Raw genomic sequence first — 22,986 nt, 5'->3', positions numbered from 1 at the left:
GGCACTAAATTGAGCAATGGAAGTGCAGCAGTCTCACCATTCAATAAACGAACCGTCGCAGCAGCTTTGGCAAATTACATTGATGCAGGCTCCATTGTCGCAGGATCGGCAGGATTATCTTTATGGGTCAGTTACCTGAAGCTTTCTGATACACAGATCGGACTGCTCGGCGCATTTAGCGCCAACGCCATCTCGGCAGCAATCGGAGCGCTGCTCGGAGGCTTTTTGGCCGATAAAATTGGCCGAAAGGCTGTCTATACGAACAGTATGCTGGTTTATGCACTGGGGATTTGTTTAGTATTGTTCGGCACCAGCTTCCCCTTTTTGTTAAGCGGTTACATGATTATCGGTTTATCGGTAGGAGCTGATATCACAGCTTCCTGGACGATCATCGCGGAGAACGCACCTAAGAAAAACAGGGCCCGTCATTGCGGTGTTGCACAGGTCGCATGGGCTGCGGGAGCGGTTGTGGTCCTGCTGCTGTCGGTCCTGCTCGGTGATTTAGGCTTATTGGGCAATAAAATCGTGTTTGGGCATTTGCTCGTTATCGCACTGATCACTTATGTTCTGCGGAAAAGGCTGCCGGAATCCGATGCCTGGCAGGATCAATCCGAATCGGCTCAAGCCGTCAGAAAGCCGAAGACGTCTTATCTCGATTTGCTTCAGCCTAAGTATTTGAAAAGCATTTTATTTTTAATGGGCGTGTACTTAATTTGGAATCTGGCAGCAGGTGTCATGGGGTTTTTCATGCCTTACATTTATCAGCAGGTCGGCGGTGTGTCAGCGACCATGGCAAACATTTTGCAGATGGGGCTGTTTATTTTCACCGGGCTTGGCGTCGCTTTTATCTTCATGCCGTTTGCAGACAAATACAGGAAGACAGTGTTTGGGGTCTCAGCATTTGCAGCGGTGATCGGCTGGTCATTGTTTCTGCTTCCGGCAGAAGGCATGCCGATCCTCATCCTCTTTATCGTGATGATCGGCATGAACAATGGGGCCGGGCAACAGGCCAACTATCAGTTATGGGCGAGTGAAATTTTCCCGACGGAATATCGCGCGTCTGCACAAGGCTTGATGTTCTTCCTCGTTCGTATTTCAATCGGAGCTTGGAGCCTTTTCGTTCCAATGATCATCTCGAATTTTGGAATTGCATTTATGGCGGCCATTCTCCTTGGATGTGTAACGGCCAGCATGCTCATCGGGCTCTTTTTTGCACCGAATACATCCGGTAAGTCGCTTGAAGAAATTCAGGAAGAGCTGTACGGGACTCCTCCGGCTCAAGCTGGGCAAGTGCAAACAAGAAAAATTATGTAACTATTTTTGAAGGAGTGGCTATCAATGAAATTACGCATTGGTGTTATTGGTACAGGAGCAATCGGAAAAGAGCACATCAACCGCATCACGAATAAATTGGCCGGCGGCGAAATTGTCGCGGTCACCGATGTAAACCAGGAGGCAGCTCAGCAAGTTGTAACAGACTACAGCCTGAACGCCAAGGTCTATCCGGATGACGACAGTCTCATCGCAGCCGAAAATGTAGACGCAGTCTTAGTCACAAGCTGGGGACCGGCACATGAATCAAGCGTTTTGAAAGCGATTAAAGCGAACAAATTCGTATTTTGCGAAAAGCCTCTGGCGACGACTGCGGAAGGATGCATGCGGATCGTCAATGAAGAAATCAAAGCGGGCAAACGTCTCGTTCAAGTCGGCTTTATGCGCCGTTATGACAGCGGTTACGTACAGCTGAAAGAAGCGATCGACAACCGGGTCATCGGCGAGCCTCTCATGATCCATTGTGCGCACCGCAACCCGGTTGTAGGCGACAACTATACGACAGATATGGCGGTTGTCGATACGCTTGTCCATGAAATAGACGCCCTGCACTGGCTGATCAATGACGACTACGAATCCGTTCAGGTCATTTATCCGAAAAAATCGAAAAACGCGCTTCCTCATTTGCGTGATCCGCAAATCGTCATCATCGAAACGAAAGGCGGAGTCGTGATCAATGCGGAAATCTATGTCAACTGCAAATACGGCTACGATATCCAGTGTGAAATCGTCGGCGAAGACGGAATCGTGAAGCTGCCTGAACCATCAAGCATCTCTCTCAGAAAAGCCGGCAAGTTCTCGACGGATATCCTTATGGATTGGCAGCGCCGCTTTGTAGCCGCTTACGATGTAGAAATCCAAGATTTCATTGACTCGATCCAACAGAAAGGCGAGGTCAGCGGGCCGACTGCATGGGACGGCTATATCGCCGCCGTGACGACGGACGCCTGTGTGAAAGCTCAGGAATCCGGACAGAAAGAACCTGTGGCGCTTCAAGAGAAACCGGAATTCTATCAAACGTTTACGACTGTTCAAAAATAAAAACTTTCCGAGGAGTGATAAGTATGAAATTAGCATTGGATCCATCGATGTATCGCGATGATTTAACTTTGGAGGAAACGGTCTATAAAGCGGCGGAGCTTGGCTACGAATATATCGAACTATCGCCGCGCGAAGATTTTTGTCCATTCTATAAATATCCGAAAGTCGATTCAGCTAAAATCAAACAATTAAAGCGGCTTTTAAGAGATACCGGTGTTAAGCTTTCATCGCTCCTTCCGCTTTACCACTGGGCCGGTCCTGATGAAGATCGCCGTCAGGCAGCTGTGCGCAATTGGAAAAGGGCAATCGAAATTGCGGTTGAGCTAGAAGTCGATTTGATGAACAGCGAATTCAGCGGTTCAAAATACGATCCTTTAACAAGTGAAGAAAAATTTATCAAATCCATGGATGAGCTTTTGCCAGTCTTTGAAAAAGAAGGCATTAAACTCAATCTTCAAGCCCATCCATACGATTTTATCGAAACACACAAAGGTGCGATGGATATGATCCGAGCGCTTGACAAGGACTGGATCAATCTTGTCTACTCGACTGCGCACACGTTCTTCTATGACGACGGAAAAGGCGACATCGAGACCATGTTTGACGAAGCCGGCGACCGCCTCACACATGTTTTATTCGCAGATACTTATAATCATAAAGCGGCTCATGGCCTTCGCTACATCGTCAATCCGCCTGACGCGAAAGTAACGGTTCACCAGCATTTGGACATTGGCCAAGGCGAGGTCGATTTTGATACGATTTTCAGAAAGTTGAGAGAAATGAAGTTCGACGGAATTGCGACGAACGCCGTGTTTGCCTGGGTTGACGAAAGAGCGGATGAATCAAGCAGATTCATGCTTGAAAAGCTGAAACAGGAATTACTAGGATAAGCCCCTTGAGTTCGGCGCCCTGCCGAACTCTCTCTTCACAAGGATATTTAGATAAGGAGAATCTAATATGAAGCTATGCTTTAATGAAGCAACGACGTTGGAAAATTCAAACCTAGCAAAAGACCTCGAATACTGTGAGAAGCACGGATACGATTATATCGAAATCCGGACGATGGATAAGCTGCCCGAATATTTAAAAGACCATTCTCTCTCAGAGTTAGCCGAGTATTTTCAAACGCATCATATTAAGCCGCTGGCCTTGAATGCCCTTGTCTTTTTCAACAACCGCGATGAAAAAGGGCACCGTGAAATCATCGAAGAATTTAAAGGCATGATGGAAACATGCAAAACGCTTGGTGTGAAATATGTGGTCGCGGTACCGCTTGTCACCGAACAAAAAATCTTAAAAGAAGATATTAAAGCGAGCTCCGTCGAAGTGCTGACAGAGCTGTCAGACATCGCGGAGCCGTACGGTGTAAAGATCGCTGTCGAGTTTGTCGGTCATCCGGAGTGTACAGTCAATACGTTCAGCCAGGCCTATGACATCGTCATGACCGTGAACCGCGATAATGTCGGCCTTGTTCTTGACAGCTTCCACTTCCATGCAATGGGTTCGGATATTGAGGATTTGAAAAAGGCGGACGGCAAGAAGATTTTCATTTATCATATCGATGATACGGAAGACTTCCCAATCGGCTTTTTAAGAGATGAAGACCGCGTTTGGCCGGGACAGGGGGCCATCGACTTGGATGCACACTTATCAACTTTGAAAGACATCGGTTTTTCGGATGTCGTGTCAGTTGAATTGTTCAGACCTGAATACTATAAGCTGAGCGCGGAAGAAACGATTCGAACGGCCAAAGAAACAACAGTTGAAGTTGTTTCAAAATACTTCAAGATTTAATACGGGATAGGAGGGGTGAACGTGGCTTTCGTTTCCATGAAAGAACTTCTTCAAGAAGCAAAGGAACATCATTATGCAATCGGTCAATTTAATATTAACGGCCTTCAATGGACAAAAGCGATTCTACAGGCGGCGGAAGAGGAACGCTCACCTGTCATCGCAGCCGCCTCAGACCGGCTCATCGATTATTTGGGCGGATTTAAGACGGTTTCCGCAATGGTTGCGGCTTTGATTGAGGAAATGTCGATCTCCGTTCCCGTCGTCCTTCACCTTGACCATGGCAAAAATCCGGAGCGCTGCAAGCAAGCGATTGACGCCGGTTTTAGCTCAGTCATGATCGACGGCTCGCATTCACCAATCGATGAAAACATCGCCATGACAAAAGAGGTCGTGTCATACGCCGGAATTCGCAATGTTTCGGTTGAAGCAGAGGTTGGCACCGTAGGGGGCATGGAAGACGGGCTCATCGGCGGGGTGCAGTATGCCGACATCGGTGAATGCGAACGCATTGTCAAAGAAACCGGTATCGATGCTTTAGCAGCCGCGCTCGGCTCTGTTCATGGAAAATATCAAGGCGAGCCTAATTTAGGATTTAAGGAAATGGAAGAAATCTCACGGGTGACGGACATTCCGCTTGTTCTTCATGGAGCTTCGGGCATCCCGGCTGATCAAATCGCTAAAACGATCCGTCTGGGCCATGCGAAAATCAACATTAATACCGAATGCATGGTGGCCTGGACCGAGAAAACGCGCAGCATGTTTAAAGACAATCCCGATTTATATGAACCCCGCGCCTATATGACGCCAGGGATCAGCGCAGTCAAAGAAACGGTCAAACATAAAATGAGAGAATTCGGGTCATCCGGAAAAGCGGTATGCACCCAAAAGATAGAAATATAATCTAGATCAATATCACCTCCACTCACTTATCGAAGTGAGTGTTTTTTTTGTGGGCAGTATTTGTAAAGATATTCTAAAGGTTCAAAAGAATGATTGACTGTAATTGATATAATAGTTATAATTTCCCTCATAATCCATTTTGATCAGAAAGGATTTTATTTTCTGAAAATAAATGACAGCAAGACAATAACAAAATCAGGTGATTGCGCTATGCGGACAAACGTTTTAAAGTATCGGGTTCATATTTTATTTATCGTATTATGTTTGATCGGCGGGACGACATGGGCTTTTCAAAAAGCCGGGTTGAGTGACAGCCTTCCATTTTGGTCCGCGGGCATGCGGTTTATGATCGCAAGCATTTTGATCGCGGCGTTTCTTTTGATACGAAGGCAGTTTGTGCTGTCAAAGGAACTGCTGGTGCTGTCGTTTTTGAACGGCATCATGTATTTTTCCGTTCCGTTCGGATCTGTTTATTGGGCCTCTCTTTATTTGCCGAGCGGGTTGGTGTCTATATTAGCGGCAAGCATTTCAGTCTTTGCCCTGATGATCAACCGCCTCGTTAAGGGGACACCGGCGACGAAATTGCAAAAATGGGGGATATGCCTTGCTTTGCTCGGCATTACAATCGTGTTTGGCAATCAGCTGTTGATCAAAGTCGATGTTATTGAAATCGTCGCAATGATTGTGATTTTGAGTGCGATGTTTGGCTCGGCTTTTATTCAAATCAAAGTACAGCAAAGAATTCGTTCGCTTCCGATCTTAAGCTTTAACTCCCTTTCAATGCTGAGCGGCGGAGCGGTATTGCTCATCAGCAGCCTCATCTTTGAAAGCGGGACAAGAACGTTTTCCGGCGTGAGCCTTTATGCGCTGCTTTATCTAGCGGTTGTCGGCTCGATATTGGGTTTTTGGATCAACATTTATCTGCTTAAAAAATGGCACATCTCAAAAGCGACTTCCCACTTGTTTATCTCCCCTGTCATTGCGCTTTATATCGGATTTCTGTTTCTGGATGAAAAACTGAATGCGAATATTTATTTAGGAACGCTGTTTGTCATATTCGGTGTGATGTTCATCAACTTAAAAAAAGAAGAGAGGATCGCGAAAATTGACGATACGAAACAAAAACTTGGCCATCATTTGTCAAAATAAGCACTTGCCATTTATTTTTGAAGAAGCTGAGCATTTAGGATTGAAGGTCACGTTCTTTTACAATTCAGCCGAAGATTTCCCGGGCAATCTTCCGGCTGTGGAACGCTGTGTGCCGCTGCCGTTATTTGAAGATGAGGAAGCGGCGCTGGAAATCGTCAAACAGACATTTGTCGAATTTCCGTTTGACGGCGTTATGACACTGTTTGAGCCGGCATTGCCTTTCACGGCAAAAGCCGCTGAAGCTTTGAGTCTGCCGGGGCTTCCTTTCACAACAATGGAAAACTGCCGCAATAAAAATAAAACCCGCAGCATCCTTCAGCAAAACGGCCTGAATACGCCGGTTTTCCACGAGTTCCATACGCTCGCTGACCTCGAAGACAGGAAACTGACTTATCCATTAGTCGTCAAGCCGGTCAACGGCTTTTCAAGCCAGGGCGTCGTCCGTGTTGATGATCGGAAGGAGCTTGAGGAGGCCGTCCGGAAAGTCGAGGCCGTCAACGAGACGGACCTTAATCGATTCGTACACGGCAAAACGGGCATCGTAGCCGAGCAATTTATCGATGGGCCGGAATTTGTGATTGAAACGCTGTCGATCCAAGGAAATGTACATGTTCTTTCGATTGGATACAAAGGGAACAGCAAAGGTCCGTTTTTTGAAGAAGGCGTCTATATTGCTCCGGCTCAATTGAAGGAAGAGACGCGCCTTGCGATTGTCAAGGAAGTGACAGGCGCCGTCTCAGCGCTGGGCATTCATCAGGGGCCGGCTCATACAGAGCTGAGGCTGGATAAGGACGGAACACCTTATGTTATCGAGGTGGGCGCCAGAATCGGCGGTTCAGGGGTTTCCCATTACATCGTCAAAGAGAGCACGGGCATCAATTTTATGCAGCTTGTCTTGCAAAACGCAATAAAGCCGCTGGAGAGCAGCGAGTTTAAAGAAGAGATCCGGCCTGTAAAGACGGCCGGCAATTATATCATTCCTGTACAGGGCTCCGGCACTTTTGAAAAAATTGACGGACTGGAAGAAGTCAAACAGAGGCCGGAGGTAAAGCGGGTGTTTCAATTTATTAGAAGAGGCGTGGAAATTCTGCCGTACCCGCATTTTTCCGGTTATCCCGGTTTTATATTAACAAGCCATCATTCATATGAAGAATGCGCAGCTTTCTACCGGGAACTGGATGATGAGCTTCATATCATATATCAAAATAATTTGACGGGTACAATAGGAGGTTAAGATGATCTCGACTAAAGTGCAGGAAGAGCAAGCCGTGATGATTGTCCATACGCTCGGTCCCAAAGGCACGAACTGCGAAAAAGCCGGCCTGCTTTGGCTAAAAAACAAAGGGGTCCGCGGGGAAGTCAGGCTTTATGAAACGCTGGAAGAAGCGCTGCCACATGTTAAATCGACAGAAAATTCAGTCCTTTTAGGCTGCGCCGTTTACCCGTTTTTGCATCAAATTGTATTTGAGAATCTTGCTGATTTAAAGATCATAGACAGTTTTGTGATGCCGACATACAACATGGTTTTTGCCGCAAAACAGCACACGATGGCATCAGACATTCAAACTGTCGCTTCACACCCCGCTCCCGCCCATCTGGCGAAGCTGTTCAGCAGCCAAGTCCAATTTGTCACCAGCAATGCACAAGCGGCCCTGGCCTGTGCTTCAAACGCGGCTGACGGCTGTATCACGACGATTAAAGCAGCTGATGAACACGGTTTGAAAGTCATTCAAGATTTTGGGGAAGTGCCAATGTGTTTTACGATCCACGGGCTTAAATCAATCGAAGGAGGAAGCCGATGACGACATTGACAGGGGACATTGTAAACTTGGTCAACGAGCAGATTGTACCGAACATTCATGAATTGCAGACGTACCAAAATGATAAAGGACAGATTACAGAGCATCACGAAAGGGCGGAACAGCTTCTGCTGCAATTAATAGAAGACGCTGGAACCATTTATGAAGCGGTTCACCTAACGGCTGCAAAAGAGGCGTTTAAACAGGACGTCTTGGACTGGATCGGACGCGGATTAGGAGAGACGCCGTATTTTGACCGGTTATTGACGGCTTACCGGGCTCCGAATGATCAGGAAACGACCTTTTTCGCGGCGCCGATCGTGACGCCGAATGGGCCACATGCGAAAGGCTGTTATTTTGAAGCCTTTTTGGCCGTTCGTGAAGAACCTGCGATGATGAGGCCGATAGAAGAGGAGCTGCCCCATCCTGAAAACGGCTGTCAATCGCTCAAGCTTCTCGCCGGAACAAAGGGGTTCACGGAAGAAAAATGCATCGTATTCTTCCCGGAAAATGTGAAAACAAAAGAGAAGATTACATCACAGACATTCGCGATTTTCTATTTTAATAAGTTTTATCACATTTACCATGAGGACACGCTGAAAAGAGCGAGGGCCATTTTTGAACATGCGCCTTTCAAGTCGGCTCAGCTTTCCCCCGACAGCACATATGAAGCAAGGGTACTGTGGGGCTACCTTCATGACTATTTTCATCATTGCGGAAAAAAACCTTTTCATCTGCATATTCAGGCGAAAATGAATTTTTTCGCAGGCATTTTAGAAGAAGTCAAGGTCGATTGCCAAGCGATCCTCACCTTGTGGGAGCGGCAATATGACGGCTGGGAGGAAATTATCGAATTTGTTTTGTATGAACGGCTGCTGCGCTATCCGAGCCAGCATAATGCAACGCAGAATTTTGATTCCGGGACAGGCTATTTTCTGTTCAGCTGGATCATTGAAAACGGCCGTTCCATTCAAAAAGGAGAAGAGAAACCCGTGTCGCTTGACCTTTCCCGATGCATGGACGATTTAAAAAAGCTTGTGGCTGAAATCGAACAGCTGGAAGAGACCGAGGATGACTCGGCGTACAAAGAGGCAGCGGAACGCTATGTCAGACAATACCTGCCTCCCGGACGGGAAGGCGAGCGGTTCAGCGTCCCGGAACAATATTTCATTGACGAGATCAATAAGAAAATCGAAACCGCCCGTCTTCGGTTTGAGCGGGAGAGACTGGAAGCGTGAAGCCGGCATTAAGCAAAATCGGAGAAAAAATGAATGAGAAGACAGGGGTCAGGGCTGTGATGAACGATATTCAGGAAGTCCTGGCCGGCGGAGAGCGGTCATACATTAATTTAAGTGCGGGCAATCCAATGATTTTGCCCGGCGTGTCAGCCATGTGGAAGTCGGCTCTTGCCAATCTGCTTGACGATGACAGGTTTTCTTCGGTAATCGGCCAATACGGATCGAGCTATGGGACCGATGAACTGATTGAAAGTGTTGTCCGCTTCTTTTCAGAGCGGTATCGCGCCGACATTCGAAAAGAGAATGTGCTGATTACAGCCGGAAGCCAGCAGCTGTTTTTTCTGGCGATTAATTCGTTTTGCGGAATGGGAAGCGTGTCTGTGATGAAAAAAGCCTTGATACCGATGCTTCCCGACTATTCGGGATACAGCGGAGCGGCGTTGGAGCGGGAGATGATTGAGGGGATTCCTCCGCTCATTTCGGTATTGGATGATCATACGTTTCGATATGAGCTCGACCGTGAGGCGTTTTTAGAGAGGATGCGGACTGATCCGTGCATTGGCGCTGTCTTGCTTTCACGGCCGAACAATCCTTGCGGAAACATCTTGCCTGGCGAACATGTAGCATTCATTTCTGACGCCTGCCGAGAAGCGAATGTTCCGCTGTTCATTGATTCCGCATATGCTCCGCCTTTTCCGGCGATTCATTTTATCGACATGGAACCGATTTTCAACGATCAGATTATCCACTGTATGAGCCTTTCAAAAGCAGGCTTGCCTGGCGAAAGGATCGGAATCGCCATCGGGCCGTCCAGGTATATTCAGGCAATGGAAGCTTTTCAGTCTAATGCGGCGATCCATTCTTCAAGGCTGGGGCAGTATATGGCGGCATCTGTATTGAATGACGGGCGCCTCGCCGACGTGTCGCTAAATGAAGTCAGGCCGTATTACCGCAATAAATTCAAGCTGCTTAAGGAAACGCTTTTAGGCAAGATGCCTGAAGACATCAAATGGTATTTGCACCAAGGGGAAGGGGCGCTTTTCGGATGGATGTGGTTTGAAGACTTGCCGGTGACTGATGCGGCGCTGTATGAGTATATGAAAGCCGACGGAGTCATCATCGTTCCCGGCTCATCTTTCTTTCACCATCAATCCCGGTACATAGCGCATTCGCACCAGTGTATACGAATCAGCTTAACCGCGGCGGATGAAGATATCATAAAGGGAATCGATGTTTTAGCTAAAATTGTGAAGGATGTATATGAGAAGCAGGTAGAATGCTTATAAAAAAACAGAGGCTAAAGCAAGCCCCTGTTTATTCGTCAATTTTTCCGCCGGCATTGGCCTTTCTTTTTCTGCGCCTTGCCGTTGTCAAAATCAGAATAACCGCTGCCGCTATGATCACGATCAGGATGGCAATGTACAGTACATGTTGCTGATTGCTTTCCTGTTTATCATTCGTTTTGGTTTCAGCGGATTTTGCTGTCAGCTGTTGATGGTTTGTAAACAGCTGATGGCTGTCCGTTTCATTAACGACGGTTGCTGCGAAATCATTGCTGTTTAAAAAGTTGATCATTTCTTTTGTGACAGCTGTGCCTTGCCCTTTAAACGGCGCGAAAACAGCCATCGAGTAATTTGAATCCCAAAGCGATGTTTGAGTAAACGCGATTTGTTTCGTCGTTTCATTCAGCATTTGAAAAGATGACACATCAAATGTCCCGTTTTTCGCCGTCGGAACAGCCAATTCGGATGTTTTTTCCTTCAGCAGAGAGAATTGATCGACACTTCCGATGAAGATGATGTTTCTTCCTTTCATGTCATCCGGTTTGACTTCAGAGGATGTTTTCACTGTGAATGCCTGCCTGGCTTCGCTGCCGAAGGAGCCGACCACAAGCGAAAGTTCATGAAGCTTTGATTGATCCGCGTGGTCGGGCAGGATCATCAGCGTTTTGTTGTCCTGATCGCCCGCGTAGGGAAGCGGCCACTCTTGAAAGTTGGCTGAAGCTGACGTGTCGCTGACATGGTAAGACAATGCACTCTGTTTATCGATAAAAATCCATTTGTCATCGTTTGCCGCATAGCAGGGGTTGTTCTCTTTCAAGCCTGAAGTGACAAATTGAATATCGATGTAACGATTTTTTTGCAAAAGTTTCGGATCGACTTTTACAGAAACATGGTAAAAGCCGTTTTTGTCTTCTTTTCCTAAATCGTCAAGTCCGACGGAATGAGGCTGACCATTGATCATGACCTTCAGCTCCGCCTGTTCCGCAGCTAATTCGCTTTGATCGGCCTGCTTTTGAATCGTTTCCGATTTTTTCATTGTAAGTGAAAGCTTTGCAGGTTGATTTTTGTCTAATAGCGCCGGTGCTGGATAATAAAAATGCTCGGAAGATGTCTGTCCGGAACCAATTGTCAAATCCCCCGTCCCGAAATCCTCGAGTGTCAGCTTGCCGCCGTCCCGTTTATTATGCTGCTGCAGTTTGCCGATTGCCAGCGTGTCGCCGCTGAGCTGGGCGGCATACGTTTTGTCGGTGATGACGCTGATTTTTTCAGAAAGAACATCATCAGATGATGCAGCCGCAAACAATACAGGCTGTTGCTTATCCTTTGCTTTAAGCATCCGTTCCGCAAGCAAAAGTTTGTCTCCTTTTGCTTCGAGCTTCGTTTGTTTCAACAGCTTTTTCACTTTGCCGCTCCAGTGATGCTGGACGCCGATCACAATCGTCGGCATGTCGATTTTCGTCAGGTCAGATTCGCCCAAAATCTTCGTACTGATGCTATTGTCAACCATTTTGAGGTAGGCTTCTGTTTTAACTGCAGCTTCGATTTCAGCCGAACTTGGATGGTCCGGAATGATGATTGCCGTTTTTTCCATGGAGCTGCCGGACTGGGCGAACGGATAAGGATAATGTTCGAGCGCAACTCCTTTAGATTCGTTCTTTTCCCCGATATTCAGACGGCTGTCCGGGTAAATTTTGATCCAGTTCCCGGAAGAGTCCTGTCTGACGCAGACGCCTTCATGAACCACACCGTAAAACTTCAGTGATAAGCTGTGAAACCCTTGAGACGACTGGCTTTTGTTTAGCGCGAGTTTCAGCGTTTTCTTCCCGGCATTCCCTGCAAGCTTAACCGTTTTGACCGGTTCGCCATCAATCTCGGCTGTTAAAGAAGACGGTGAAATTAAAAGGTCTGAGGCCTCGTATTCAAGTGTGAGTTGCTGATGGGCAGAGGAGGCGCCCGCTGGAATTTGATACGTCAGCTCGGCGCTGTCTTTTGCCCCGTACAAGGTCAAGAGATCGTTTGTGAGAACTTGCTGTTTGGCTTGTTCCCGGCTGTTTTCCCCGAGGATCGAGCCGTCTACTGTAATGTCTTTGGCCGCCGCAGCTTGTCCCGTCGCCGTGATCAGCATAAGGCTTGCCAGACATATGATGATATACTTCAAAAAAGTCACCCGCTTTTCTTTTGATTGTATCGTTCTGTTTTGTACCATTTAACCTCTTGCTTGAACAGACGGTGCTTGATTTCTACGAATAAAGAATAAATCACGAGCGCAATCCAAGCCTGCGAGTATGTAAAGTACATCAGAAAAACGATGAAAAAGTTCTGCCTGTTCATTTCTGTTTTTTCGATGCTCAGTGTAATCATGACCTCCGTCATAAATAGAAAGAAAGCCAAAACCCATAAGATGATAGATAAAAAACCGAATGAAAGGTGCAGATTATAAAATAAATTGATCACAAAAAGCGCATTTGACATGATGACGCCAAAGAAAAACAAAAAATACGTAAAAAAGAAATAAAACAAATCAAAAATAATCCGTTTTCTCTTCAGCTTGAAAAACTGAGCCAAAAATTTCAGAACGACATACTGGTTGCCACGCGCCCATCTTGTCCGTTGACGCCACCAGACTTTCCACGTTTCCGGCTCCTGTTCCCAAGTGACGGCCGCCGGGAAGAAGCGGATGTGGTAGCCGAGGTTGTAGACCCGGATCGTAAGCTCGGTATCTTCGGCAAGCGCCTGATCGTCCCAGCCACCCAGCTGTTCGATAATGCTTCTCCTGATGGCAAAATTGGTGCCGGGAATCGTGGCGATTTTGAACCATTTCCATCTCCCGCCCTGTGCCATCCATTGAAAACAAATCGTTTCGATGTTAATAAATTTTGTGAGCAATGTTTTCGCCGCATTGATAACGCGGAATTTTCCCACCACCGCTCCGGCTTTCTGATCATTCATGAGCCCGAGGACAAGGTAATAAACCGCCATTTTTTCCGGCGTGTTGTCGGCGTCATATACACAAATGACATCCCCGCTTGATTCGGCAAAACCGCAATTGAGCGCCGTCGATTTTCCCTTTCCGGCATGCGGGGGTTTGGTCACGACCATTTTAATAAAGTCGTATTGTCTGGAAAACTCATCTACGATGTCGCCCGTCCGGTCGGATGAATTGTCGTTGATAACGATAATCTCTAGCAGATCCTTCGGATAATAAAGATTCACCATCGCCTTCAGGGTTTGCCGAATCACGACCTCTTCGTTATGCGCCGGAATCAGAACGCTGACCTTCGGAAGATCCTTCACGTTCTCTTTCCACTTCGGAATGTTCCGTTCGAAGGTCATATAGTGGCGGAATCCGCCCTGCATCAGAAACATGTGATACAGAAGCATGACCCATATTAAGCTTAACGAGACTAGGAACAGAACATTACCCACGTTTTTTTCTCTCCTTAAAGATTCGTTTTTTTAATGTGGCTCTCAAGTAAAGGGTATAGCTCACAAACATGACGACAAACAAGAGTACAATAAGAGAGAGAATCCAAAGCGCCTTTTCCAGCGGGCTTTGCTGGTGATGATCGAAAAACGTTTCAATGGCGCTGACTTTGCTTTTTACTTGAATCGTTCCATCTCCGCTTGTGTGAATTTCCACTTTATCTGTTTTAACGGTTTGCTTTGTCTTTTTAACATCGAGCCATTCGCTGTTCGGAATGCGTTCCATTTGATCAACCAGCTCAGGGAGATATTTCATTCCAAGGTAAGGATGATAAAATGCGCCGGCTACTCCGCCTTCAAAATCGATCATTTGAGAGATGCGTTCCTCGACTTTGCCGAGCGGATTTTGATCCGATTGATCGACATAGCCGATGGTCTCGGGATAGAGCGTCATCCCATGGAGCATAGCCGGATTCGTAACAAAAGGACCGGCGCCTGATGTTTTCCATGTTGTATCGCTAAGCTGAACCTGGCCGAACAAGCTTGTGAAATACTGTGAGGCGATCTGATAGCCGTGCTCTGACATCGTATAGTGCGGCGCTTCAAACGCGAGCGGATACAGCCCTTCCGCGGTGAGATCTTCAATAGCGTTCGTCAGCTTCTGCCGCGTGTACGTTTCCTCATTTTTTCTGAACGGCTTCAAATAGTTTTGATATGCTTCTTCATTTGGAAAGTTTTGTTCCTTTTGCAAAAGGGTCGCGGGCTCTTGCGCATTTTGCGATGTGATCGGCTGATCGGCTTTAGCATCCCAAAACTCGAATCCTTCACCGGTTTCGCTGTAGCGGTATGTATGGGTATACCCGTGAACAATTACACTGCCGCCCATATCCTGCAGCTTCCTCAGCACTTTGACCAGCTTCGGTTTTTCAGACATATAGACTTTGTCGCCCGTTTCAGGATTGACATATACCGGAATCACAGAAAGGATAAATGGAATATTTCGTTTATGAAGATAAGCCCCGGCTTGGAGCAGCAGTTTTTCATCCGACATTGGGCTGATATCCTCAAGCCGCAAATATAACAGCGTGCTGTCCGGGGTTTCACCAAATGCCTGTCTGAGCTGCTTAGCGGCGAGGAGGTTGTTGTTGAGCAAATCGGTTAAACCGATGTACACGTTACTTTTGCCGGTTTTCCATACGAAAGGGTGAGCTTTTCCGTCGTCAGCTTTGTATGTGTACAACGCTTTTCCCTTCAATCCCGATACCTCGAGGACACGAATTCCGCTTTCTAAAGAGGTATCGTTTTCCTCATTTGTGCTGCGAATCTGATACACATTGTCTTCGCTTTTCAGCGAAAGATCTGCAAATTGGCTGAACTGCCCGGCGTTAAAGCCGATCGCTGTCACAGGTTTTTGGAAAGAGCTGATCAGCTGCGCGAGCTTCTTGTTCAGCTTTCTTTTCGTTTGTCCGTAATAGATGACGCGGTCGTTTCCTGCCAGATCCGCAGCTTTGACATCCGTATCATTTACAACGGTCACACGGGATGTAAAATGTCCGGCGATAAGGTCGAGCATTTTCACATCGGCTGATTTTTTGCCATCCAATGTTGAATAGACGATGAGAATGCCGCGCTCCTGCTGCTTTGCCTCGGCGGTGTCCGGAACATGAAAAGCCGCAGCCAGGATAAGTACAGCCGCGTATAGAAGTAATATCCGCTTACAGTTCATTCATCATCATCTCGTTTTCTAGTTCTTCTAAAAATTGCTCAGCAGTCTTTAAATCGTTTTGATATGATAAGTGGCACACGTGGAAGGTCAAGGTGACATACTTGCCGTTTTTCAGCTGGTATGTGTCCAGCTGTTTCTTCAGTTTTTCAAGGACGGCAGGCATATGTTCAACAGGCGTGTGTGTCAGCAGGATGCCGAACCGCTCTTCGGCGGGACGGAATTTTTTATCCGTTTCCCGGACACATGATCTGATTTGACTGCTGACAAATTGAAAGAGACGGTCGGTTTCGTTTTCTCCGTACAGGGATTTGAACTCTTTGAAATAATGCATTTGAAGCAGTAAAAAAACAAACGAGTTGCCATACCGCTCCGCCCGCTTGATTTCTTCCGAGAGCTCCAGCTTCATCCTCTGTTTATTATCAAAGCCTGTCACCCTGTCAATTGCAACGAAGCTATTGATCTCGTCTTGAAGGTGTTTGACAGAGCGGTGAAGTCCGATCGCGATGTCATGGATTCTCCCTGACATGAAGGAGAACAGCAAAAGCGCTATTCCCCAGATGACGAGGGTTTGCAATTCCGTTTCAGACGAAGCGTCTGTGTGAAGAAACATCATCAAAGTTCCGAGAACAAACAGGACGATGATCGTCCCAGACAGTGCGTAAATCGATCCGAGCCATATTCCCGCTGCGATGATGGCAAGTGTGAGGCAAATGATGAGAATGGATTCGGACTGCGGGGCTGAGACATAATGAATGAACAACGCAAGAGCTGCTGCAAGCCCCGTCATATAAGCGAACATTTTTTGCGAATCATTGAATGATATTATCATTTAAAAGCTTCCTTTCGGCTAATAGGGGCAGCAGATTATCAAAAGAATGCGTATCATTTCCGCTCATATATCCCCCATAATACGTCGCGGACGAATCAAGAATTTCAAAATCATTCATTCGATCATACAGCGCTTTGATGACGTCTTGATCTTCGTTTTGGTTGATGAAAAACAATATCGCCAACGCGTAGACGGATGGAGATTCGTATTGAACCGCCGGCTTTTTTGTATCGATCGAGTACCGGCCAAACAGTTTGCCGCCGGTTTGAAACGTCTGTTTGAGCCAATCCGCTAATACAGCGGCTTTTTGATCCTTCGGCGGTAAATGCCAAGCTGTGTAAAGCTGATCAATGAGATTGACTTCATGGTCATAGGTATATGCTTTCGTTTCTGTACTGTACACTTTCGGGAGAAAACCGTTTTTCAAAGGGGCGCGGTAAAGAATGTTGGCGTTCCGCCTTTCGGTTTCCTTATCTATCACTCCGTTTTTTTTCAAGACGGATAGCGCATCTGGCATGATATAGGAAAGCGTGACATCCTTTGATGCGGATTGGGAGGCGGAGTCGTAAAAGTCCGTCAATATCCCGTTGTTCAGGTTGTGTGTTTTTAATGCGGAACCGATGTTCAGAGCGGTGTGTTTATACTCGCTGTTTCCCCATAGAGCTGCCGCTTGATCGAGGCTCACCATGATTCTGAGATCATCGATCAAGGCGTTTACCCCGCTTGCCTGGCCGTTTTGGATTTGCCATGAGACCAGGTTGTTTTTCATAAGGAAGGATTCGGTCAAGTGCTGATATTGCTCATGAAAATGCTCGCCGTCTTTTTTGCTGATCAAAAACGCCATCCACAAGCCAAGCGATTCCGACAAGTAAACAGGCTCGTCAGAAAAGCTGGTTTTGATCAGCCCCTGATCGCTCATTAAATGATGGTAAACGAAGTGTTCGGCAGGCTGCAGCGCTTCATTATTTTTGTCGTCATCTGGCTGATCTTCAGCTTTGATACAACCGACGGCCAGACTGACGGATAAAAAGCACAGGATCACACCAATCCATATATACCTCATGGGTGCTTTCACAATAGATCACCCCGGATGTTTTTTTGAGAATGATTTTGACTTATTTATTATAAATGAAAAAATGGAGATTGCTAGATTTTTTGATCTTTTTGGACTATCCAAAAAGAGGTCGTAAGTCCAATAATAAAATGTTTTTCCAGCAATAGTAGGATTTTTGTATTGATTTTCACGAGAAATACCAAAAGAAATGAATGGAGGACGTGAATGGATAGCCTGTGTGAGACCAGAGTGATCAGAAAAAATCTTGGTGAGGGATTGATTCAGCTATGAGATGAAACCGTGTTTTACCGGCGGACAGGCGCAGCTGAAGCACGCTTGCCTTTTGTTTGATCAGCACTCGGATGACGCCAGTATGCCTTGAACAAGCTGAAGAACTGACAGCAGCAGAAGATGCATATATAACGGATAAAGACATGACATGGGCATATGTGGTGTCGCATGGGCGGCATACGGGGCGTCTTTTTGCAATTCAGCTGGATGAGATGGAGCATGAACCTATATAATATGGGTTAAAGCGTTACTAAAGGGGAGGAACGTGATGGACAAGGAAAAACAGCAATTGAGCATTGAAGCTGCGAGGCTCTATTATCAGTCTGACTACAGCCAGCAGCAAATCGCCGAACAGCTGCAGATTTCAAGACCGACGGTATCAAGGCTGCTGCAGTTCGCCAAGGAAAAGGGGTATGTCCAAATTCGCGTCATGGATCCGTTTGAAGATATGGATGCGCTCGGTGCGATGCTTGAGGAAAAATACGGGCTCCTTGAAGCGCATGTTGTCTTTTCGCCGACTGCGGATTATACGACCATCACGCATTATCTCAGCCGTTTCGGGGCCGAATACATGCACGGCGCAGTCAAGGACGGCGACATTGTCGGCGTCAGTTGGGGGACGACAATGTACCAAATCGCCCAAAATATGCAGCCCAAACAGGTGAAGGGCGCAGAGGTCGTCCAACTGAAAGGCGGAATCAGCCACTCCAGTGTCAACACCTATTCGTCTGAAACGATTCAGCTGTTTGCCGAAGCCTTTCAAACGATGCCGAGGTATTTGCCGCTTCCGGTCGTGTTTGACAATCCGGAAGTCAAACAGATGGTAGAGCGGGACAGGCACATTAAGCGGATCATAGAAATGGGCAAACAGGCGAACATTGCGTTATTTACAGTCGGCACAGTCCGTGATGAAGCCCTGCTGTTCAGGCTGGGGTATTTTCATGATGAGGAAAAAGCCCTTCTGAAAGAACGTGGAGTCGGCGATATTTGTTCGCGCTTTTTTGATGCGGAGGGAAACATTTGCAGCCATGCTATCGACTCGCGGACGATCGGCATTGAATTGGCTGACTTGAGGGAAAAAGAACGGTCGATTCTCGTAGCGGGCGGCAGCCGGAAAAAATCCGCTATTCATGGTGCACTAAAAGGCAAGTATGCTAATGTGCTGATTATTGATCAGCATACGGCGAAAGAACTGCTAGATGATTAAAGTGTCCAGGAAGAACAGCCTGGATTTTACTTTATTTTCTATTGAACAAAATTTCATATGATAATTTACATCTGTTCAAAAATCGGTTATGCTGAAACTATCTTATACAAAGGAAGTGCTAGTATATGACGATTGCAAATCTCATTGATCATACAGCATTGAAACCGCATACACAAAAATCCGAGATTAAGAAATTAATAGAAGAAGCGAAAACACACCAATTCGCTTCAGTTTGCGTCAACCCGACATGGGTTGAATTCGCCGCCAAAGAGCTGAAAGGAACGGAAATCGATGTTTGTACAGTCATCGGTTTTCCGCTGGGCGCCAACACGACAGAGACAAAAGCGTTTGAAACGAAAGACGCTATCGCAAAAGGCGCGACAGAGGTGGACATGGTCATCAACATCGCCGCATTAAAAGACGGCGACGATAACTTTGTCGAAGCGGACATCCGCGGGGTCGTTGAAGCCGCAAAAGGTAAAGCGCTTGTTAAAGTCATCATTGAAACGTGTCTGTTGACAGACGAAGAAAAAGAGCGGGCCTGCCGCTTGGCTGTTGCTTCCGGTGCCGACTTTGTCAAAACTTCAACCGGGTTCTCAACCGGCGGAGCGACAGCGGAAGACATCGCCCTCATGCGGAAAACAGTCGGACCTGACATCGGTGTCAAAGCATCCGGAGGCATTCGAACAAAAGAGGATGTTGAAAGCATGATCTCAGCCGGAGCGACCCGGATTGGTGCAAGCGCAGGCGTTTCCATCGTCAGCGGAGCAGAAGGAAAAAATGAAGATAACTACTAAGATCCAGCGTGGCGGGAAGCGAAAGCTTCCTGCGCGCAGATACAAAAATGTAAGCGAATACATCGCCAGGAGGATCAAAACATGAAATATCTTATCGGGCTCATCGGTTTATTTGTCGTCTTAGGGCTTGCATGGCTGGTCAGCAGCGGAAAGAAAAGAGTGAAGTACCGTCCGGTTATCGTCATGATCGTGCTGCAATTCGCATTGGGATATGTTTTGCTGAACACGGGCGTCGGAAACTATCTCGTCAGCGGGTTTGCCAAAGGCTTCGGGTATTTGCTTGAATATGCCGCAGAAGGTGTCAATTTTGTCTTTGGCGGGCTGGTGAATGTGAATGAATCCACATTCTTCATCAGCGTGCTTCTCCCAATTGTTTTTATTTCTGCTTTAATCGGTATTCTGCAATATTGGAGAATCCTTCCGTTTATTATAAAATATATTGGTCTTGCGCTTAGCAAAATCAACGGGATGGGCAAACTTGAGTCATACAATGCCGTGGCCTCGGCGATACTGGGGCAATCTGAAGTATTCATTTCGTTAAAAAAACAGCTGGGCCTGCTGCCTAAGCACAGACTTTACACGCTGTGCGCTTCAGCGATGTCAACCGTCTCGATGTCAATCGTCGGCGCCTATATGACGATGCTGAAGCCAGAATACGTTGTCACCGCGCTCGTCTTGAACTTATTCGGCGGATTTATTATCGCTTCGATTATCAATCCTTATGAAGTCGATCGAGAACATGATATGGTAGAGGTACAGGAAGAGGAAAAACAATCCTTCTTTGAAATGCTGGGCGAATATATTATGGATGGCTTTAAAGTCGCCGTCGTCGTGGCCGCCATGCTGATCGGATTTGTCGCGATCATCGCAATGATTAACGGCATTTTCAGCGCCGCACTAGGCATATCATTCCAGGAACTGCTCGGATTTATTTTTGCGCCGTTTGCCTTCCTGATGGGTATTCCATGGCATGAAGCGGTGAATGCTGGAAGTATCATGGCAACCAAGATGGTCTCAAATGAATTTGTCGCGATGCAGTCTCTCGCACAAGGCAGCTTCCATTTCAGCGGCCGCACCGAAGCGATTGTTTCTGTCTTCCTCGTCTCATTCGCCAATTTCTCATCGATCGGTATTATCGCCGGCGCTGTTAAAGGACTAAATGAGAAACAAGGAAACGTCGTCGCACGCTTCGGCTTGAAATTGCTGTACGGCGCAACGCTCGTCAGTTTCTTGACAGCGACCGTTGTAGGATTGATCTATTGATAAACATTGAAAAAAGGACTGGTGATCACAATGAGAATGGTTGATATCATCACTAAAAAACAAAATGGAGAAGAATTGACAACAGAAGAAATTCAATTTTTCATTAAAGGCTACACAGACGGCAGCATTCCAGACTATCAGGCGAGCGCTCTGGCGATGGCCATCTATTTTCAGGACATGACGGACAGAGAACGGGCCGATCTCACAATGGCGATGGTCAACTCTGGCGAAACGATCGACCTTTCCGCGATTCAAGGCATCAAAGTCGACAAACACTCAACTGGAGGCGTCGGCGACACGACGACGCTCGTACTTGCGCCGCTTGTCGCAGCTCTCGACGTCCCGGTCGCCAAAATGTCGGGCCGCGGACTTGGTCACACAGGGGGAACAATTGACAAGCTCGAAGCGATCAAAGGGTTTCACGTGGAACTTTCTAAAGACGAATTCATCGAGCTCGTCAACCGCGACAAGGTCGCCGTCATCGGCCAAAGCGGAAACTTGACGCCTGCTGACAAAAAACTGTACGCCCTTCGCGATGTGACAGGCACGGTCAATTCGATCCCGCTGATTGCCAGCTCGATTATGAGCAAGAAAATCGCCGCAGGGGCGGACGCGATTGTCCTTGACGTCAAAACAGGCGCCGGCGCCTTTATGAAAACCGATGAAGACGCCGTCAACCTTGCGAAAGCGATGGTCCGCATCGGAAACAATGTCGGCCGCCAAACGATGGCTGTCATCTCCGACATGTCCCAGCCGCTCGGATTTGCCATCGGGAATGCCCTTGAGGTGAAAGAGGCGATCGATACATTAAAAGGGGAAGGTCCGGAAGACTTGACTGAGCTTGTCTTAACATTGGGCAGCCAAATGGTCGTTCTCGCCAAAAAAGCAGAGACTCTTGACGAAGCAAGAGAGAAACTGATCGATGTAATGAAAAACGGAAAAGCGCTGCAAAAATTCAAGGACTTCCTGCAGAACCAAGGCGGCGACAGCTCTGTCGCGGATAACCCCGAAAAGCTGCCTCGGGCTGCCTATAAAATCGACGTTCATGCCAAAGAAGCGGGCGTCGTGTCTGAAATCGTCGCCGATCAAATCGGCGTCGCGGCCATGCTGTTGGGCGCCGGCCGCGCAACAAAAGAAGACAAAATCGACCTCGCCGTCGGCATCATGCTCCGCAAAAAAGTCGGCGACGCAGTCGAAAAAGGCGAACCATTGGTTACTCTATACGCAAACCGCGAAAATGTCGATGACGTCATCGCAAAAGTCTACGACAACATCCAAATCTCCGAAAAAGCCGAAGCGCCGAAGCTCGTGCATACGGTGATTACTGAATAGAAGAACATGCAGAACAGCACATACCCTTGGGTGTGTGCTGTTTTTATATTCATGCGGGCCTTTTTTCTCATTTACCTATTTTAATCTTTCTTGTAGCATGAAATATGTCTTACGTGTCATCTTTTTACATGGACGGAAAGGTATAGATAAATAGGAGGTTTTTTTAAACGTGGTCAAACGAATTCTGGTATCTTTTGGTATTAGTGTTTTAATCTTTATCCTTATTGGTATATGCTCATTTATCCTATATGCCATACTGTCGCATTTTTATATGCAATCTTTTGTGACGGGCGAACCATCCCAGGATGAAGCGCTGGGATGGGGGTATTTGGGTTTGTTGTTTATTTCATTCATATTGGCAATTTTGACAGGTATAATTGGCGGAATCATTTCCTTTTGTATATATTTCAAAAAATTCAGGAAATGGAGCAGTTAAAAGGGAACTGCCGGAAAATCCGGTGGTTTTTAAAACGAATAGTTTGAGAAAACCTTGGGTGAGTGCTGTTTGTTTGATGTCGCAAGATTTGA

20 protein-coding genes are annotated in these 22,986 nt (G+C 46.9%); 15 read left to right on the top strand and 5 right to left on the bottom strand.

Annotation, left to right across the window (positions count from 1 at the left end; all coding sequences use genetic code 11):
* The first annotated feature begins 9 nt into the window (after positions 1-9).
* The 10 genes from QMZ64_RS05840 to QMZ64_RS05795 all read left to right on the top strand — a co-directional run bounded on the left by QMZ64_RS05840 (position 10) and on the right by QMZ64_RS05795 (position 10,539).
* On the top strand, positions 10-1,314 hold the full coding sequence (locus QMZ64_RS05840; RefSeq protein WP_265625265.1) for an MFS transporter: 1,305 nt from the start codon (positions 10-12) through the stop codon (positions 1,312-1,314).
* A gap of 24 nt (positions 1,315-1,338) precedes the next feature.
* Positions 1,339-2,373 carry a bifunctional inositol 2-dehydrogenase/D-chiro-inositol 1-dehydrogenase gene (gene iolG, locus QMZ64_RS05835; protein ID WP_243941370.1) on the top strand — a complete coding sequence of 345 codons (1,035 nt, stop codon included), beginning with the start codon at positions 1,339-1,341 and terminating at the stop codon, positions 2,371-2,373.
* A gap of 23 nt (positions 2,374-2,396) precedes the next feature.
* Entirely contained in the window at positions 2,397-3,263 is an 867-nt protein-coding gene (locus QMZ64_RS05830; RefSeq protein WP_265625266.1) for a sugar phosphate isomerase/epimerase family protein, read from the top strand.
* Positions 3,264-3,330: 67 nt separating this feature from the next.
* Positions 3,331-4,167, top strand: a complete 837-nt coding sequence (gene iolI / locus QMZ64_RS05825) for a 2-keto-myo-inositol isomerase (protein ID WP_023856875.1) — start codon at positions 3,331-3,333, stop codon at positions 4,165-4,167.
* A gap of 21 nt (positions 4,168-4,188) precedes the next feature.
* The gene (gene fba / locus QMZ64_RS05820) at positions 4,189-5,067 is read left to right on the top strand and encodes a class II fructose-1,6-bisphosphate aldolase (protein ID WP_023856876.1); all 879 of its coding nucleotides are present in this window, start codon (positions 4,189-4,191) and stop codon (positions 5,065-5,067) included.
* 210 nt (positions 5,068-5,277) lie between these two features.
* Positions 5,278-6,216, top strand: coding sequence for a DMT family transporter (locus QMZ64_RS05815; RefSeq protein WP_265625267.1), 939 nt, complete (start codon positions 5,278-5,280; stop codon positions 6,214-6,216).
* Positions 6,173-7,450, top strand: coding sequence for an ATP-grasp domain-containing protein (locus QMZ64_RS05810; RefSeq protein ID WP_301441186.1), 1,278 nt, complete (start codon positions 6,173-6,175; stop codon positions 7,448-7,450). Before QMZ64_RS05815 ends, QMZ64_RS05810 begins: the two co-directional genes overlap by 44 nt.
* 1 nt (position 7,451) lies before the next feature.
* Positions 7,452-8,018 (top strand): prephenate dehydratase domain-containing protein, encoded by a 567-nt coding sequence (locus QMZ64_RS05805; protein WP_065643509.1) that lies wholly within the window; start codon positions 7,452-7,454, stop codon positions 8,016-8,018.
* Positions 8,015-9,253, top strand: a complete 1,239-nt coding sequence (locus QMZ64_RS05800) for a DUF6421 family protein (protein WP_301441185.1) — start codon at positions 8,015-8,017, stop codon at positions 9,251-9,253. Before QMZ64_RS05805 ends, QMZ64_RS05800 begins: the two co-directional genes overlap by 4 nt.
* A complete protein-coding gene (locus QMZ64_RS05795) occupies positions 9,250-10,539 on the top strand; it encodes a valine--pyruvate transaminase (protein WP_265625270.1) in 1,290 nt (429 codons plus the stop codon). Before QMZ64_RS05800 ends, QMZ64_RS05795 begins: the two co-directional genes overlap by 4 nt.
* Positions 10,540-10,567: 28 nt before the next feature.
* On the opposite strand, the gene QMZ64_RS05790 is transcribed toward QMZ64_RS05795, so the two are convergent.
* From QMZ64_RS05790 to QMZ64_RS05770, 5 genes are read right to left on the bottom strand one after another with little or no spacing between them, the layout of a single operon-like run.
* Positions 10,568-12,694 (bottom strand): cellulose biosynthesis cyclic di-GMP-binding regulatory protein BcsB, encoded by a 2,127-nt coding sequence (locus tag QMZ64_RS05790; protein WP_301441204.1) that lies wholly within the window; start codon positions 12,692-12,694, stop codon positions 10,568-10,570.
* Positions 12,695-12,699: 5 nt separating this feature from the next.
* Positions 12,700-13,962 carry a glycosyltransferase family 2 protein gene (locus QMZ64_RS05785; RefSeq protein WP_065643512.1) on the bottom strand — a complete coding sequence of 421 codons (1,263 nt, stop codon included), beginning with the start codon at positions 13,960-13,962 and terminating at the stop codon, positions 12,700-12,702.
* Entirely contained in the window at positions 13,955-15,685 is a 1,731-nt protein-coding gene (locus QMZ64_RS05780; protein WP_301441184.1) for a DUF2334 domain-containing protein, read from the bottom strand. Before QMZ64_RS05780 ends, QMZ64_RS05785 begins: the two co-directional genes overlap by 8 nt.
* The gene (locus tag QMZ64_RS05775; RefSeq protein ID WP_265625272.1) at positions 15,675-16,514 is read right to left on the bottom strand and encodes a diguanylate cyclase domain-containing protein; all 840 of its coding nucleotides are present in this window, start codon (positions 16,512-16,514) and stop codon (positions 15,675-15,677) included. Before QMZ64_RS05775 ends, QMZ64_RS05780 begins: the two co-directional genes overlap by 11 nt.
* Positions 16,495-17,577: a lipoprotein YdaJ gene (locus QMZ64_RS05770; protein ID WP_265627884.1), complete on the bottom strand. Its 1,083-nt coding sequence runs from the start codon at positions 17,575-17,577 to the stop codon at positions 16,495-16,497. The genes QMZ64_RS05775 and QMZ64_RS05770 overlap by 20 nt, the downstream gene beginning before the upstream one ends.
* A 353-nt stretch (positions 17,578-17,930) precedes the next feature.
* Here QMZ64_RS05770 and QMZ64_RS05765 point away from each other — a divergent pair, with 353 nt between their 5' ends.
* The 5 genes from QMZ64_RS05765 (at position 17,931) to QMZ64_RS05745 (ending at position 22,458) form a co-directional block, all read left to right on the top strand.
* Complete coding sequence (locus tag QMZ64_RS05765) at positions 17,931-18,092, top strand: hypothetical protein (RefSeq protein ID WP_265625273.1); 162 nt, start codon at positions 17,931-17,933, stop codon at positions 18,090-18,092.
* Between the two features lie 35 nt (positions 18,093-18,127).
* A complete protein-coding gene (locus QMZ64_RS05760) occupies positions 18,128-19,066 on the top strand; it encodes a DNA-binding transcriptional repressor DeoR (RefSeq protein WP_265625274.1) in 939 nt (312 codons plus the stop codon).
* Between the two features lie 125 nt (positions 19,067-19,191).
* Positions 19,192-19,863: a deoxyribose-phosphate aldolase gene (deoC, locus tag QMZ64_RS05755; protein ID WP_265625275.1), complete on the top strand. Its 672-nt coding sequence runs from the start codon at positions 19,192-19,194 to the stop codon at positions 19,861-19,863.
* 81 nt (positions 19,864-19,944) lie between these two features.
* Positions 19,945-21,126, top strand: coding sequence for a NupC/NupG family nucleoside CNT transporter (locus tag QMZ64_RS05750; RefSeq protein WP_301441183.1), 1,182 nt, complete (start codon positions 19,945-19,947; stop codon positions 21,124-21,126).
* A gap of 30 nt (positions 21,127-21,156) precedes the next feature.
* A complete protein-coding gene (locus QMZ64_RS05745) occupies positions 21,157-22,458 on the top strand; it encodes a pyrimidine-nucleoside phosphorylase (RefSeq protein ID WP_265625276.1) in 1,302 nt (433 codons plus the stop codon).
* Positions 22,459-22,986 lie beyond the last annotated feature (528 nt).

The sequence above is a fragment of the Bacillus sp. LB7 genome, assembly GCF_030449715.1.
GTDB classification, from domain to species: domain Bacteria; phylum Bacillota; class Bacilli; order Bacillales; family Bacillaceae; genus Bacillus; species Bacillus paralicheniformis.
Note: the sequence above shows the minus strand (reverse complement) of the source record. Positions and strands in the feature narration are given on the sequence as shown.